Source organism: Kitasatospora azatica KCTC 9699, from assembly GCF_000744785.1.
Lineage (GTDB): Bacteria > Actinomycetota > Actinomycetes > Streptomycetales > Streptomycetaceae > Kitasatospora > Kitasatospora azatica.
This window is the reverse complement of the sequence record NZ_JQMO01000002.1, coordinates 1,100,065-1,114,824: the sequence shown is the minus strand read 5'-3', so window position 1 is coordinate 1,114,824 and position 14,760 is coordinate 1,100,065. Positions and strand designations below refer to the sequence as shown.

At 71.6% G+C, this 14,760-nt stretch carries 12 protein-coding genes; 6 read left to right on the top strand and 6 right to left on the bottom strand.

Annotation, left to right across the window (positions count from 1 at the left end; all coding sequences use genetic code 11):
* Nucleotides 1-28: 28 nt before the first annotated feature.
* The 3 genes from BR98_RS05225 to BR98_RS05215 form a co-directional block, all read right to left on the bottom strand.
* Nucleotides 29-904 (bottom strand): SGNH/GDSL hydrolase family protein, encoded by an 876-nt coding sequence (locus BR98_RS05225; protein WP_035840579.1) that lies wholly within the window; start codon nucleotides 902-904, stop codon nucleotides 29-31.
* Between the two features lie 179 nt (nucleotides 905-1,083).
* On the bottom strand, nucleotides 1,084-2,652 hold the full coding sequence (locus tag BR98_RS05220; protein ID WP_051969118.1) for an IS1182 family transposase: 1,569 nt from the start codon (nucleotides 2,650-2,652) through the stop codon (nucleotides 1,084-1,086).
* 68 nt (nucleotides 2,653-2,720) lie between these two features.
* Complete coding sequence (locus BR98_RS05215) at nucleotides 2,721-3,629, bottom strand: hypothetical protein (RefSeq protein WP_035840576.1); 909 nt, start codon at nucleotides 3,627-3,629, stop codon at nucleotides 2,721-2,723.
* A 215-nt stretch (nucleotides 3,630-3,844) separates the two neighbouring features.
* Between BR98_RS05215 and BR98_RS05210 the strand changes: the two genes are divergently transcribed.
* The 6 genes from BR98_RS05210 to BR98_RS05185 all read left to right on the top strand — a co-directional run bounded on the left by BR98_RS05210 (nucleotide 3,845) and on the right by BR98_RS05185 (nucleotide 11,101).
* Entirely contained in the window at nucleotides 3,845-4,285 is a 441-nt protein-coding gene (locus tag BR98_RS05210; protein ID WP_035840574.1) for a DUF6299 family protein, read from the top strand.
* Nucleotides 4,286-4,800: 515 nt separating this feature from the next.
* The gene (locus tag BR98_RS05205) at nucleotides 4,801-6,438 is read left to right on the top strand and encodes an APC family permease (RefSeq protein WP_035840573.1); all 1,638 of its coding nucleotides are present in this window, start codon (nucleotides 4,801-4,803) and stop codon (nucleotides 6,436-6,438) included.
* Between the two features lie 199 nt (nucleotides 6,439-6,637).
* Complete coding sequence (locus BR98_RS05200; RefSeq protein ID WP_035840572.1) at nucleotides 6,638-7,900, top strand: esterase/lipase family protein; 1,263 nt, start codon at nucleotides 6,638-6,640, stop codon at nucleotides 7,898-7,900.
* Nucleotides 7,901-7,911: 11 nt separating this feature from the next.
* A complete protein-coding gene (locus tag BR98_RS05195) occupies nucleotides 7,912-8,937 on the top strand; it encodes an alpha/beta fold hydrolase (RefSeq protein ID WP_083976358.1) in 1,026 nt (341 codons plus the stop codon).
* Between the two features lie 44 nt (nucleotides 8,938-8,981).
* Complete coding sequence (locus BR98_RS05190) at nucleotides 8,982-10,049, top strand: right-handed parallel beta-helix repeat-containing protein (protein ID WP_232247249.1); 1,068 nt, start codon at nucleotides 8,982-8,984, stop codon at nucleotides 10,047-10,049.
* Between the two features lie 23 nt (nucleotides 10,050-10,072).
* Nucleotides 10,073-11,101, top strand: coding sequence for a methyltransferase (locus tag BR98_RS05185; RefSeq protein ID WP_035840563.1), 1,029 nt, complete (start codon nucleotides 10,073-10,075; stop codon nucleotides 11,099-11,101).
* 6 nt (nucleotides 11,102-11,107) lie between these two features.
* Here BR98_RS05185 and BR98_RS05180 read toward each other — a convergent pair whose 3' ends face one another.
* Genes BR98_RS05180 through BR98_RS05170 form a run of 3 tightly spaced genes read right to left on the bottom strand, consistent with a single transcriptional unit; the run spans nucleotide 11,108 to nucleotide 14,760 of the window.
* Nucleotides 11,108-12,490: an acetyl-CoA carboxylase biotin carboxylase subunit gene (locus tag BR98_RS05180; protein ID WP_035840561.1), complete on the bottom strand. Its 1,383-nt coding sequence runs from the start codon at nucleotides 12,488-12,490 to the stop codon at nucleotides 11,108-11,110.
* Between the two features lie 12 nt (nucleotides 12,491-12,502).
* Nucleotides 12,503-13,036 (bottom strand): acetyl-CoA carboxylase biotin carboxyl carrier protein, encoded by a 534-nt coding sequence (gene accB, locus BR98_RS05175; protein WP_232247248.1) that lies wholly within the window; start codon nucleotides 13,034-13,036, stop codon nucleotides 12,503-12,505.
* Complete coding sequence (locus BR98_RS05170) at nucleotides 13,033-14,760, bottom strand: acetyl-CoA carboxylase carboxyl transferase subunit (protein WP_051969323.1); 1,728 nt, start codon at nucleotides 14,758-14,760, stop codon at nucleotides 13,033-13,035. The genes accB and BR98_RS05170 overlap by 4 nt, the downstream gene beginning before the upstream one ends.

Sequence of the window (14,760 nt, the reverse complement as noted above, 5' to 3'; positions counted from 1 at the left end):
CGGGCCGACCGGATCAGCTTCGCCGGGCTCAGAGCTTCGCGAGGAAGGCGTCCGCCATCACCTGGTAGCCGGTGTCGTTGGCGTGGATGTCACCACGGGACATGTTGGTCCAGCTGAGGATCCGCGCCACGTTCAGCGGCACCTGCTGCCCGCCCAGATCCACCAGCGGGAAGAAGGAGTTGGTGCTGAACGCCTTCGCCACATCCGCCGTCGGCACCCCGTGCACCGCGTCCACGCACTCCAGGGTCGCGTTCAGGGTGTCGGCCAGCGGCACCGACAGGCCGGCCAGCACCTTGCCCTTGTCGCCGGTCACCCAGGCGGCCAGGAACGGGTCGTAGAGGTTCATCCCGACGATCCGGGTGTGCGGACCGGCAGCCGCTCTGAGCCGGCTCAGCACGGTGCCGAGGTTGCGGCCGGCCGTGACGATGCCCTGGGCGGCGCAGGCCGCGTCCAGGTTGCCACCGGCGGCGCAGCCGTCCACGTCGTTGGCGCCGATGTCCAGGGTGACCACCAGGTCGTCCTTGTGATGGGCCTTCAGGTAGGCCACCGCGGCGTCCAGTTGAGCGCCCGGGAAGGAGTGCGGGTAGGGGCAGCCGCCGTTGACCATCGAACCGGAGGTCTCGCCGGGGCAGCCCAGGTCGGTGAAGGAGAACGGGTGGCCGGCCGCGGCGGCCCGCTGCTCCAGGGTGCGGGCCAGGTCCTGCGCGTAGCCGTGGCCGACCTCGTGGCCGCCGCCGGGCAACGACTGGTAGCCGGCCGCCAGCGAGTCGCCGAGCGCCAGGTAGTAGCGCGTGTGCTTGGTCTCGGCGGCCGAGGCGGGCCCGGCGCAGACACCGAGCAGGGTGGCGCCGAGCACGCCGGCGGCGGCCGCCGCGCGCAGGCGGCGGGACAGAGAAGAACGCATGAACCCTCCCGAGACACCCGCGCGCGGCCCCGATGGCGGCACGCGGGTGGGACGCGGGTGAGGTTACTGCCAGGTAGCGGGCAGGGTAAGGGGTGGTGCAGCAGATTCCCGCGTGGTGCCAGGGCCGGACGGGCCCTAGAAGACTGATGAAGATCTTGGTGTGATCCGGGCGGCTGCCCTCAGGCGGTGGCCCGGATGTGCCAGGTGGTGCCGTTGTGGTCGAGTCCGAGGTTGATGAGTGTTCGGAGGTTGAGGGCGGCAGCGCGGGTGTGGAGCCAGGCGTTGTTCTTGATCGTTCCTCGATAGCGCAGTCGGCGGTTTCCGTGTCCGACGAGCCAGGCCACGGCTCGTTCGACCGGGGGCCGCCATCGGCGGTAGGCGGCCTGCCAGGCGGGATCGGCGGCTTGTTGCCGTGCGGCGCGCTGGAGGTCGTAGCCGGGCTGGATCCGCAGGGCCTTGCCGGTCTTGGAGGTCGTGCACCGCTCACGGAGCCAGCAGCCGGTGCACCGGTCCCCGAAGTTTGCCGAGCGGGGAAGGTCAGGGCCTCGATCGCGCGAGAGCGCAACGGTCGTGCCGGCTGGGCAGGCGACCGTGCCCCCGGCGGTATCAATGCGGAAATCGTCCAGGACGAACCCGCCCGCAACAGCGGGTCGTTGCGGCACCGGCTTGAAGTAGAGGCGGTGGCCGGCCAGGGCCTGGCGGGTCCCTCCGGTGGAGTACGCGGTGTCGCCGAACGCCTCCACCGGCTCGGTCTCGGCAGCGAGTAACTCGGCAGCGACGGCCGCCTCGTGGTGTTCACTGCCGCTACCGGGGGTGAGCTCGACGTCGGTGTAGATCACGGTCTCGGGTTCGACGGCGAGGTGGGCCTTGTAGCCGTCCTGGTGTCGGGTGCGGGTCTTGTGGACGTGCCGGGCCTGGGGATCGACGGTGGAGATGACGCGGTCAGGTGCCGTCCCTTGGGTAATGCGCCAGCGCCCGTCACGCCCGTCGGAGCCGTCGGCCGGCTCGACGTCCTGCCCGGCGACCAGGGCCAGGATCCCGACCGCGTTCGCTGCCTTCTCGCCCAGTTGCTGCTCGGGCAGGTGCCCGAGCAGCCGCAGCGCGTCGCCGACCAGGGCGTCCACCAGATCGGCCCGGGCCTGCTGGTCGTTCCAGGCGATGCGGGGCTTGCCCGGATCGCGGTAGTCGTGCGCGGTGCATTGCACGGCTGCGACCGCCTCGGCGCCGGGGACCTCGCGGATCACCGCCCGGACGGCGGCAATCAGCTGGGTGACGGTGTCCTGAGTGGCGACCGCGTCGTCCAGCACGGTCGAGTCAAGCGCTCGCTTCTGGCGGCCCTTCAACACCCCGGTCGCCTTCACGACCTCCCGCACGGCCTCGAACACCCGGTTGGGCTGGGCAGAACGGGCCAACCGGCGGCGGAAGTAGGACAGCAGCGACGGGTCGAACGCCGTGTCGTACAGGCCCAGCCCGCAGGCGGCCTTCCAACGAAGGTCACACCGTAGTTCCTGCACCGTCTCGAAGTCGGACAAGCCGTGCAGGGCCTGCAGCGTGATCGCCGCGGCCAGGATCTGCGGAGGCATGCTCGGGCGGCCGTTCGCCGACGGATACATGTCCGCGAACATCTCCACTGGAAACACCCGGCCACGATGCTCGGCCAGGAACGCGAACACACTGCCCACCGGGATCAACTCCCGGCAGGTCTCCCACACATCCGGCCCGACCGTCTCCCCGGCCCATTCCCCCATCGCCACAAGACGAGTCTGGCCCCACCGCTTGCTCGGTGGGGCCAGAACCCAACATCTTCATCAGCCTTCTAGGGGATCGTGACCAGGCCCAGCGCCACCAGGTCCGCCAGCGGCTCGGCGATGCTGCAGGTGCCGAAGGCGGTGAACGCCGCGCGGGCCGCGCGCTGCTGCTCCCCGGTCAGCTCGGCCAACCGGCCGGCCACCGTCTCGCCGTCGCGCTCCTTCAGCAGCGCGGCCAGCTCGCCGTGCTCGGCTCCGTCCAGCGCCGCATGGGTGGCCAGCAGCACGTTGAGGAAGCCGTGGTGCGCGAAACCGGTCTCCTGGTCGTCGTGCCGCAGTGCGTGGTGCAGCCCGGCCGTGCACTTGAAGGAGAGCTTGCGGTAGAGCGCCGCGTACAGGAAGGAGGCCAACTCCAGCTCGCCCGGGAAGGCCTGCGCGGTGGTGCCACCGGTGCGGAACTTCGCCCGGTACGGGCCGCCCTCCAGCTCGTCCAGCGCCGAGAGCAGCTCCGGCCCGCGGGCCACCTCGATCGCCGTCGGCGCCTCGGGCGCGTACTCGGGCAGCAGCCGGTCCAGCGCCTCGCGCACCCGGCGCACACCCTCGGCCGGCGCCACATCCTGGTCGGCCAGCACCTCGATGCCCTCGATCCGCAGCCGCGGGTCACCCGCCACCGCGCGCAGCGCCGGCTCCAGGCCCGCGCTGCCGTCCGGCACGATCAGGCCGACCCGCAGTTCGCCCTCGCCCAGCCGGCCCTTGCCCAGCCGGCCCTCGCCGAGCTGGTCGGAGAGCGCGCCGATCCGCCCCGCGCCGCAGAGGAACGGACCGACCAGGTCCGCGTACCAGGCCGAGCGGTGGGCCAGGTGGGCGGGCACCGCCTGGGGGAGCGGGAGGTCACCGGGCGGGAAGATCGCCGCGTCGTCGCAGAGCCCGGCGAAGAGCGAGGGGATCGCGCTCTGGGGGGCCTGAGGGGTCGTCATCGAGGGTCGTCCTTCGGGGTCGCGGCGGGCACGCCGGTGTGCCCCCTGGTCCCGAGCCTGCCGCAGGCCGCCCGGCCAGGGCAAGAGGGCCCTGCCGACAGCCCGGGACACGCCACCGAACGGATCAGTATGCGGCCGCCGCCGGGCCGGGGGCGGTACCACTGGGCGCGAACGCACGGTAGCCCATCGTGTTGACTCTGTTACAGGAGGTAGTCGTGGCCCTTCGTTTTCCCGCCGCCGCCACGGTGGCCGGCACCCTGCTGCTCACCCTGCTGACGGGTGCCGCCCCGGCCGGCGCCGCGGACTCCCGGTCGATGTCGGACGAGGTGACGGTATCGCCGACCGGCGTGCTCGGCTCCGACGGCACGGTCACCCTCTCCGGCACCTACCGCTGCTCGGCCTCCGGCACCGTCTTCGTCAGCAGCAAGCTGCGCGCGGGCGCCGAGGAGCACGGCATCGGCGGCAGCTCGGCCAAGTGCGACGGGCGCCGGCACAGCTGGACCAACCGCGACACCCCGCGGCGCTCGACCCTGGCGACCGGACCGGCGGAGGTCGAGGCGACCGTGATGAAGCTCGACACCTCCTCGGGGTTGCCGATGCCCAAGCTGCTGGCCACGCAGCGCCAGTTCATCACCCTGGTCGCGGAGAACGGCTGAGCCGGGCCTGAGCCGAGCTCGAGCCACGCCTGAGCCGAGCTCGAGCCACGCCTGAGCCGAGCCTGAGTCGCGCCTGAGCCAAGCCTGAGTCGAATCCGAGTCGAATCTCCATCGAATCTGCGTCGAATCCAGGCTGATGCGGCGTCAAACCGGCGGTCCAGCGTCCCGAGCCGCCATTACGGCAGCTGATTCGGCTGCCCCGCCGACTGCATCACTATGCGGCGGAGATAAAGGATATAACCCCCTTGGGCATCCATATTGGATGGCTCGGGGCGAAAGCTCAAATGGTGCTCAAATATTGGTACGGACTTTGCGGAGGTGTAAGTGGTCAACTGCCCTGACGGCTCTGACCTGCGCTGATGCTGGCAGGTAGCGGCTGGTCGGAGACTCTCAAGAATCTGTGCTAAGGGGCGGGCAGAACATAACTATTCGGGATTGGGGTCTTTGCAGATCCCTAATCGCCCGCTAGCGTTCACCGCACTCTCACCCGCCATCTTTGAAGAGGGTCCCCACACATGGCAGTTGTTGACAAAATAGCTCCGCCGACCGCCGGGTCCGGCACCAGGCTCAAGCGGGACATCGGTCTCGTCGGGCTTCTCTGGGCCTCGGTGGGCTCGATCATCGGATCCGGTTGGCTCTTCGGAGCGAAGAACGCGGTGGTCGTCGCCGGCCCGGCAGCGATCATCTCGTGGGGGATCGGGGCCGTCGCGATCGTGCTGCTCGCGCTGGTCCACGCCGAGCTCGGCGGGCTGTTCCCGGTGTCGGGCGGCACCGCGCGGTACCCGCACTACGCGTTCGGCGGCCTGGCCGGCATGAGCTTCGGCTGGTTCTCCTGGCTGCAGGCAGCGACCGTGGCACCGATCGAGGTCGAGGCCATGATCGGCTACTCCAAGTTCTGGGTAGGCGGTCTGCAGCATGACAACGGCACGCTGACCGTCACCGGTTTCGTGGTCGCCGTGGTCCTGATGGCGGTCTTCGTGGCCGTCAACTTCCTCGGCGTGCGCCTGCTGGCGCACACCAACAGCGCGGCTACCTGGTGGAAGATCGCCGTTCCGCTGGGCCTGATCTTCATCCTCGCGCTGACCAACTTCCACCCGGGCAACTTCACCTCGCACGGCTTCCTGCCGTACGGCGTCAAGGGTGTGCTCGGCGCGATCAGCACCAGCGGCATCATCTTCTCGCTGCTCGGCTTCGAGCAGGCGATCCAGCTCTCCGGTGAGAGCAAGAACCCCAAGCGTGACATCCCGCGTGCCGTCATCGGCTCGGTGATCATCGGCACCCTGATCTACACCCTGCTGCAGGTCGTCTACATCGGCGCGCTGCCCGGCAGCTCCTTCGTCAAGGGCTGGGCCGACCTGGCCTACCAGGGCATCGAGGGTCCGTTCGCCGGTCTGGCCACCGTCATCGGCCTCGGCTGGCTGGCGTTCGTCCTCCGGCTGGACGCGATCATCTCCCCCGGTGGCACCGGCCTGATCTACACCACCTCCACCTCCCGGATCTCCTACGGTCTGAGCCGCAACGGCTACGCGCCGAAGGCCTTCGAGAAGACCGACGCCCGCGGCGTGCCGTGGTTCGGCCTGCTCATGTCCTTCGTCACCGGCGTGATCTGCTTCCTGCCGTTCCCGAGCTGGCAGCAGCTGGTCAGCTTCATCTCCTCGGCCAGCGTGCTGATGTACGCGGGTGCCCCGCTGGCGCTGGGCGTCTTCCGCAACCGCCTGCCCGACCGTGAGCGTCCGTACAAGCTGCCGGCCGCCGGCTTCATCTCCCCGGCCGCCTTCGTGATCGCCGGTCTGATCATCTACTGGGCCGGCTGGGACACCCTGTGGCGTCTGGGTGCGGCGATCATCATCGGTTACCTGCTGCTCGGCTCGTACGCCGCGTACGCGATCAGCAAGAACCTGCCGAACGCGCCGAAGCTGAACTGGAAGGCCGCGCAGTGGCTGCCGGTCTACCTGATCGGCCTGCTGGTGATCTCCTACCTCGGCGGTTTCGGCGACTCCGCCCGCAACGTGATCCCGATGTGGTGGGACATGGCGCTGGTTGCCGGCTTCTCGCTGGCGATCTACTACTGGGCTCGCGCCGTGGCGCTGCCCGCTGCCGAGATCGAGGCGAACATCGGCTCCATCGAGGTCGTCGACGAGGGCGGCCACTGACAGTCCGTCACCTCCGCTGAAGCCGCAGGCGCGTCACCCCCGACCGGGTGGCGCGCCTGCCGCGTTACCGGGCGCGTAGGACAGGTGGCGGGACCACATGCCGGCCGGCCCGAAGTGTGGCCCGCCGCCATGGGTCGATCTCACCCCGCCCGCCTACCGTGTCCCGGAACGGCCCTCGGCGTGGAGGAGTTGACGCGGCGTGCGCAAGCGATACGGGTGGATTCTGGCGGTGGTGCTGGCACTGACCGGCGCCTTCGCCCAGGCGGCGCCGGCCTCGGCGGCCGCCGCGCCCGCCTATCTGACCATGGAGGCGAGCTACGGCAGCGTCGCCAACGGCTGGGACCACGTCGAGCGCTACCTCGACACCACCACCGGCTTCCACCAGGAGCAGTACCCTCCGGACGGCCGCGGCGACCAGGACGGCCAGCGGCTCACCTTCTTCGGCGGCGTGAAGAAGCCGTACTCCGGCCGCTTCCTGCTCTACTCGGCCCCCGGCTGGAACACCGGCGCGCACCAGGTCCCGGTGCTGCTGGTGCACGGCGCCAACGACAACCCCGACCGCGCCTGGGCCAACCCCGGCGAGTCCGGCGGCTACGGCTGCGGCGCCGCCTCCTGCCCCAGCACCGGCCTGATGCAGTACCTGTCGGCACGCGGCTACCGGGTCTTCGCGATCGGCTTCGCGCACAAGCAGGGCGACAACCTGATGCAGGCTCAGGAGGTCGGCGACGCGGTCGCGCTGATCCGCGCCAAGCTCGGCGTCCCGCAGGTGGACCTGGTCGGCTGGAGCAAGGGCGAGATGTCCACCAGGGCCTACGTCTCCTCGGTGAAGCCGTCCTGGGGACGGCCGTACGCGGGCGACGTCCGCAAGCTGATCACCCTCGGCGGGCCGAACGGCGGCTACGACTACCCCTACGCCCACGGCTGGGCCCACGACTTCAGCATCTGGCCGGAGTGCGGAGGCACGGTCAACGCCCCCTCCCCGCATCTGCACATGACCTGCTACGGCAGCTATGTCGCGCACCCCGAGTACTCCTTCACCCCCAGCGGCGGCTACGACGACTACCCCGGGCAGCGGCAGATGCTGGCCCGCTTCGACGCGGTCTACGGCGTCGACCAGACCCAACAGGACTGGTACACCACCTACTACGGCGGGCAGGGCTTCTACACCGACGGCGGCGGCATCCAGGCCGCCATCGACGCCGGTTCGCTGATCGCGCCGCTGCAGCGGGCCGGGGTGCCGTCCGCCGTCCGGACCTACCTGCTGGCCGGCGGCACACCGAGCATCGTCGGCATCTTCAACGAGGACCGCGGGCCCAGTGACGGCGTCGTCTTCGAGAGCAGCGCGCTGGACACCACCGGGATCGCGACCGTGGGCGGCACCGCGCTGGTCGCCACCGCCAACCACCTCGAACTCGGCTGGGACAGCGCGGCGAACGCGCAGGTCGCCGGCTGGCTGAACTGAAAGTGACCGCCGTGACAGTCGACCGACGCCTCGCCACCTCCCGACTGACCGTCAACTACGCCGAACTCGAGGGCCGGACCGGCGAGCCCGTGCTGCTGGTGCACGGCAACGTCTCCGCCGGCGCGTTCTGGCACTCCACCATGCTCGAACTGCCCGAGCGCTACCGCCCGATCGCCCCCGACCTGCGCGGCTTCGGCGCCACCGACCCGCTCCCGGTGGACGCCACCCGCGGCCTGCGCGACTACAGCGACGACCTGGCCGCACTCACCGAGGCCCTGCGGCTCGGCCCGGTCCACCTGGTCGGCTGGAGCCTCGGCGGCGGCGTGGTGCTGCAGTACCTGCGCGACCGGCCCGGCCTGGTGCGCTCGGTGACCCTGCTCAACCCGGTCTCCCCGTACGGCTTCGGCGGCACCCACGGCCTGGACGGCACCCTCAACTCGCCCGACGGCGCCGGTTCGGGCGGCGGCGCCGCGGCCCCCGAGTTCGTCCAGCGGCTGGCTGCGGGGGACACCACCGCGGACTCGCCCTTCTCGCCGCGCAACGTCTTCAGCTCCGCGTACGTGAGCGAGCCGGTGGACCCGGCGGAGTACCTCCCCGCGATGCTGAGCACCCGCTGCGGCGACGACCACTACCCCGGTGACAGCCGAGCCAGCGAGACCTGGCCCGGCGTCGCGCCGGGCGACCGCGGGGTGCTCAACAGCCTGGCGCCGACACACTTCCGGATCGACGACCTGGAGGTGATCGAGCCGAAGCCACCCGTGCTCTGGGTGCGCGGCGCGCAGGACGTGATCGTCTCGGACACCTCGCTGTTCGACCTGGCGCACCTGGGCGCGATCGGCGCGGTGCCGGGCTGGCCGGGGGAGCAGGCCTGCCCCGCGCAGCCGATGGTGAGTCAGACCCGGGCGGTGCTGGAGCGGTACGCGGCGGCCGGCGGCTCGGTGCGCGAGGTGGTGGTGGCGGGAGCGGGGCACAGCGTGCAGCTGGAGCGGCCGAAGGAGTTCCTGGCGGCCCTGACGGCGGTACTGCGCGAGGAGTAGCCGGCGAGTGGCGGAGTGTGACGGTCGCGGTTAGCTTCGGACTCATGTCGCCACAGATGTCCCGCCGCACGCTGCCGCGCGTGCTGACCGCCGCGGTCACCCTGCTCCTTCCGTCGCTCTGCTCGCTGCCCGCGCACGCCGCCGCCGTCCGGCTGGTCCACCCGGGTGAGTCGATCCAGCACGCCGTCGACCTGGCGGCCCCGGGGGACACCGTGGAGATCCTCCCGGGCACCTACCACGAGAGCGTCCAGATCTCGGTCTCCGGGCTCACCCTGCGGGGGCTGGGCGCGAAGACCGTGATCACCCGGCAGAACGAGCCCGGCGACCAGCCGTGCGCCAAGGCGGGCCACGGCATCTGCGTCACCGGAACGGCGGATCACCCGCTGACCGGTGTGACCCTCGAATCGCTGACCGTCGCGAACTTCGCCAAGAACGGGATCTCCGCCTCGCAGACCGACGGAATGACGGTCCGTCGCGTGCTGGCCGAGGACAACGGCGAGCAGGGCATCAGCCAGGAGAAGTCCGTCCGGGGCCGGTTCCTGCAGAACGAGGCCCGGCGCAACGGCCAGGCCGGGATCTTCCTGGCCAACATCGCCGACGGCAAGGGCGGGGCCGTCGACACCGGCGGCGCGCTGATCTTCGGCAACCGGCTCACCGACAACCGGATCGGCGCGGTGGTGCGGCGGCTGCGGAACCTGAGCGTCGAGCACAACACCATGACCGGCAACTGCACGGGGATCTTCGTGGTCGGCGACGACGGCCGGCCCCGGGCCGGCGCACTGAGCGTGCGGCACAACCGCGTCGACGACAACAACACCTACTGCCCGCCGAACGGCCGGCTGCCCTTCCTCCAGGGCAGCGGCATCGTGCTGACCGGTGTCGAGTCCACCCAGGTGACGGACAACCACGTCACCGGGAACGTCGGCGCCTCGCCGATGTCCGGCGGCATCGTGCTGTTCCGCAGCTTCGTCGGCGGCCCGAGCACCGACAACACCATCGGCGACAACCTGGTCACCGGTAACCAGCCCGCCGACCTCGCCGACCGCGACAGCGGCCAGAACACCTTCACCGGCAACCAGTGCACGACCTCCGAGCCCGTCGGCCGGTGCTGACGCTTCCACGCAGGGAGAGACGTATGACCACCGTACAGAGCGACGACCCGCGCGCCCCGATCCGGCTGCGGGAACTCGTCTTCGGCGCGGCCTGCGCCGCCGCCGTCCGGGCGGCGGCGCGACTGCGCCTGGCGGACGCGCTGGGCGACACGCCGGCGGGGGTCGAGGAGCTGGCGGCCGCCGTGGACACCGAACCGCGCCCGCTCGCCCGGCTGCTGCGAGCCCTGTCCTGCTACGAGATCTTCGAGGAGACCCCGGACGGCCGCTACGCGCACACCGCGATGTCGCGGCTGCTGCGCGAGGACGCGCCGGGCAGCCTGCGCTACATCGCGCTGTGGTGCACCGAACCGTGGACCTGGGAGGCCTGGCCGCGGCTGGACGACGCGGTCCGGTCCGGGAGCCACGTCTTCGAGGACCTCTACGGCAAGGACTTCTTCAGCTACCTGCACGCCGACGCGGGGGACTCGGCCCGGGTGTTCGACCAGGCGATGACCGCCTCGAGCCGCCAGTCCGCGCACGACATCGCCGAGTTCCTCGACCTCGACGGGATCGGCTCGGTGGCGGACATCGGCGGCGGCCAGGGACACGTGCTGGCCGGCCTGCTGGAGAAGCACCCGGCGCTGAGCGGCACCCTGCTGGACCTGCCCACGGTGGTGGCGAACGCCGATCCCCGGCTGCGCGAGGGCGGCTCGCTCGCCTCCCGGGTGCGGCTGGTCCCCGGCGACTGCCGCGAGGCGATCCCGGTGCAGGCCGACCTCTACATCATCAAGAACATCCTGGAGTGGGACGACGACAGCACCCGCCGGACGCTGCGTCAGGTGGTCGCCGCCGGGCGCCCCGGGGCCCGGGTCCTGGTCATCGAGAACCTGGTCGACGACAGTCCCTCGATGCGCTTCACCACCGCGATGGACCTGCTGCTGCTGCTCAACGTCGGTGGCGCCAAGCATTCCAAGCAGAGCCTGACCGGCCTGCTGGCGGAGGCCGGTCTGGACGTCCGGGACATCCGGCCGGTCAACTCCTACCTGCACGCCTTCGACACCGTCATTCGCTGAGCCGGCTCAATCGCTGAGTTGCGCCACCGGTGCGGGCTCGCGCATCCTCGCGACCAGGCCGGTGGTGTGGCGGCCGGCCTGGAAGAGCGGATGGTCGAGGGTCTCGCCCAGGAAGCCCAGCGTGGTGGACACGCCGGGCCCGTCGACCCGGAACTCGCCCAGCGCGCGCCGCATCCGGGCGATCGCCTGCTCGCGGTCCGGCGCCCACACCGCGACCTTGGCGAGCAGTGAGTCGTAGTCGGGGCCGATCCGCCAGCCCGTGAAGGCGTGGGTGTCCACCCGGACGAACGGCCCGCCGGGCGGCACGAACTCGGTCAGCAGCCCCGGTGCCGGCGCGAAGTCCCGCTCCGGAGCCTCGGCGTTGACCCGGCACTCCAGCGCCACCCCGCGCGGCAGCACGTCGGCCTGGCGAATCGAGAGCGGCCGGCCGGCGGCGACGGTGATCTGCTCCCGGACGATGTCGACCCCGGTGACCAGCTCGGTGACCGGATGTTCCACCTGGAGCCGGCAGTTGATCTCCATCAGGTAGAACTCGCCGGTCGGGGTCAGCACGAACTCGAAGGTCCCGGCGCCGACGAAGCCCACCGCCGCGGCGCCCCGCACCGCGGCCGCGCAGATCGCCTCGCGCAGCTCGGGCGGCAGGTTCGGCGCCGGCGACTCCTCGACGAGCTTCTGGTGCCGGCGCTGCACCGAGCAGTCCCGCTCGCCCAGGTGGACGACCGCGCCGTGCCGGTCGCAGAGCACCTGCACCTCGATGTGCCGGGCGTCCTCGACGAAGCGTTCGAGGTAGAGCCGCTCGTCGCCGAAGACCGCGCGGGCGTGGGCCCGGGTCTGGTGGTAGGCCAACCGCAGGTCGCCGGCGGCGCGGACCACGGCCATGCCCCGGCCGCCGCCACCGGCCACCGCCTTGAGGATCACCGGGAAGCCGACCTGCTGGGCGAGCGCCTCGGCCTCGGCGGGGGAGTTCAGCGCGCCGGTGCTGCCGGGCAGCACCGGCAGCCCGGCCTCGGCCATCAGGGTCCGGGCCGCGGCCTTGTCGCCGAGCTGCTGCATCACCTGCGCGGGCGGGCCGATGAAGACCAGGCCGTGCGCCTCGCAGATCTCCGCGAAGTCCGGGTCCTCGGAGAGGAACCCGTAGCCGGGGTGGATCGCCTGTGCGCCGGTCTGCTGGGCCGCCTCGACGATCGCGGGCATGTTGAGGTAGCTGCCGCGGGCGGGAGCCGGACCGATGTGGACGCTGCGGTCCGCGAACCGGACCACGGCCGAGTCGCGGTCGGCGCTGGAGTACACCGCCACGGTGCGGATGCCGAGTTCGCGACAGGCGCGGGCCACCCGCAGGGCGATCTCGCCCCGATTGGCGATCAGGACGGTTGAGAACGGTGCGTTCATCGCGACCGGCCCCTACTTGGTCCCGGCCGTGGGCTCCAGCGCGATCAGGCGCTGATCGAACTCCACCGGCTGCGCGTTCGGTGCGAGCAGCTCGACCACCCGCCCGTCGGCCTGCGCCTCGATGGTGTTCATCATCTTCATCGCCTCGAGGACACCGACCGGCTGGCCGGCCGTGACCAGGTCGCCGACCTTGACGAAGGGCGGCGCGTCCGGCGAGCCGGCGTGGTAGAACGTGCCCACCATCGGGGCCTTGACGTAGGTCAGCTCGTCCTCGGCGGCCGGTGCGGGCTCTGCCGCCGCTGCGGGCGGGACCGGTCCGGGCGTCGGGTCGGCGCCCACCGGTTCGGGCCACTCGATCTCGACGACGGTCTGTCCCGACTGCAGTCGGATCCGCTGCGGCGGCGTGGGCGCCGCAGCGGTCAGCTGGGCCACGCTGCGGCAGAGCGCCGCCAGCGTGCCGTCCGGGCCGTCCGGCTGACGCCTGTTCAGTTGACCGTCCGGACCGCCGTTCATCCGGTGGTCCGACTGCTCGTGTTCCGACTTCACGAAACTCCCTGTCCAGCGCTCGGGGCGGTTCCGAGACCGAAGCGATGGAAGCGGCCGCCGCGCTCCCGCAGCAGCCGCTGCGGTTCCCACGACTGAAGCTCCGCCAGCGCGGCGGTCACGGCATCGCCCAGCAGGGCGGCGGCCTGCGAGTGATCCGTGTGCGCACCACCCGGCGGTTCGGGTACGACACCGTCGACGATACTGAGCCGGAGCAGTTCTTCGGCGTCGACGCGCAGAGCGGCGGCGGCAGTCGGTGCCGCCTCGCTGTCCTTCCAGAGGATGGCCGCGCAGCCCTCGGGACTGATCACCGAATAGACGGCGTTGGCGCAGACCAGCACCCGGTCGGCGACCGCCAGCGCCAGCGCCCCGCCGCTGCCGCCCTCGCCGGTGATCACGGCGACGATCGGCACCGGCAGCCGGGCCATCAGCCGCAGGTTCTCCGCGATGGCGACCGCCTGGCCGCCCCGTTCGGCGTCCGGGCCCGGGTTGGCGCCCGGGGTGTCGATCAGCGTCACCACCGGCAGGCCGAGCTTGGCGGCCAGCCGCATCAGCCGGGCCGCCTTGCGGTAGCCGCCGGGGCTCGGCATGCCGAACTTGCGGTGCTGACGCTCGGTCAGTTCGGTGCCGCCCTTCTGATGCCCGATCAGCATCACCGGCCGCCCGTTCAGCCACCCCGGGCCGCCCACCACGGCCGGGCAGTCCTCGGCGATCCGGTCGCCGTGCAGCTCGTGGAAGCCGTCCAGCAGGTGGGCGGCGTAGTCGAGGGTGGTGGGCCGCTCGGGGTGCCGGGCCAGTTGGACGGTCGCCCAGGCATCCGGCTTCGGCAACTGCTCGGCAGGCTCGTGCGGCTGCGTGGCCGGGGTGGCCGAGGTGGCCGAGGTGGCTGAGGTGGCGGGGGCGGCCGGGCGGGCGCCCGGATGCTGCAGGCTCAGCAGTTGGCCGAGCACCGGCCGCAGCGCACCCCGCTGCACCACGTCGTCGATCAGCCCGTGCCCGCGCAGGAACTCGGCCTGCTGGAAGCCGGGCGGCAGGCTCCCGCCGATGGTCTGCTCGATCACCCGCGGGCCGGCGAAGCCCAGCCTGGCCCCGGGTTCGGCGATGATCACATCGGCGAGCGTCGCGAAGGAGGCGGCCACGCCCCCGTAGGTCGGGTCGGTGATCAGCGAGAGCACCAGCACGCCGGCCTCGTCCAGCTCGGCCAGCGCGTGCGCGGTCTTCGCCATCTGCATCAGGGAGAGCACGCCCTCCTGCATCCGGGCCCCGCCCGAGGCGGTGATCAGCAGCAGCGGGATCCGCAGCCGCAGGCTGGTCCGGGCCGCCTCGGCGATCTGCGCGCCGACCGCGCAACCGAGGCTGCCGCCGAGGAACCGGAAGTCCATCGCGCAGGCGATCACCGGCTGACCCTCGATCAGCCCCCGGACGCAGAGCACCGCCTCGGCCAGTCCGGTGCTGGCCCGAGCCTCCGCCAGCCGCTCGGGGTAGGGCCGCAGGTCGACGAAGCCGAGCGGGTCGGCCACACAGTCGACCTGGTCGAGCGGCTGCGCCGAGCCCTCGTCCAGCAGTTGGTCCAGCCGCTGCTGCGCGGTGAGTCTGGCGTGCGACCCGCAGTCGGGGCAGACCAGCAGCGCACGGCTGAACCGCTTGCCGTAGACGAGCGTGACGCAGCCCTCGCACCGGACCCACGCGGTCGGCGAAGCAGCGGACTCCCGCGTGGTGTCGGTCAT

Coding starts and splice junctions, on each gene's coding strand:
- BR98_RS05225 (WP_035840579.1), bottom strand. CDS start 904: ATGCGTTCTTCTCTGTCCCGCCGCCTGCGCGCGGCGGCCGCCGCCGGC.
- BR98_RS05220 (WP_051969118.1), bottom strand. CDS start 2,652: ATGGGGGAATGGGCCGGGGAGACGGTCGGGCCGGATGTGTGGGAGACC.
- BR98_RS05215 (WP_035840576.1), bottom strand. CDS start 3,629: ATGACGACCCCTCAGGCCCCCCAGAGCGCGATCCCCTCGCTCTTCGCC.
- BR98_RS05205 (WP_035840573.1), top strand. CDS start 4,801: ATGGCAGTTGTTGACAAAATAGCTCCGCCGACCGCCGGGTCCGGCACC.
- BR98_RS05190 (WP_232247249.1), top strand. CDS start 8,982: ATGTCGCCACAGATGTCCCGCCGCACGCTGCCGCGCGTGCTGACCGCC.
- BR98_RS05185 (WP_035840563.1), top strand. CDS start 10,073: ATGACCACCGTACAGAGCGACGACCCGCGCGCCCCGATCCGGCTGCGG.
- BR98_RS05180 (WP_035840561.1), bottom strand. CDS start 12,490: ATGAACGCACCGTTCTCAACCGTCCTGATCGCCAATCGGGGCGAGATC.
- BR98_RS05170 (WP_051969323.1), bottom strand. CDS start 14,760: ATGACCGACACCACGCGGGAGTCCGCTGCTTCGCCGACCGCGTGGGTC.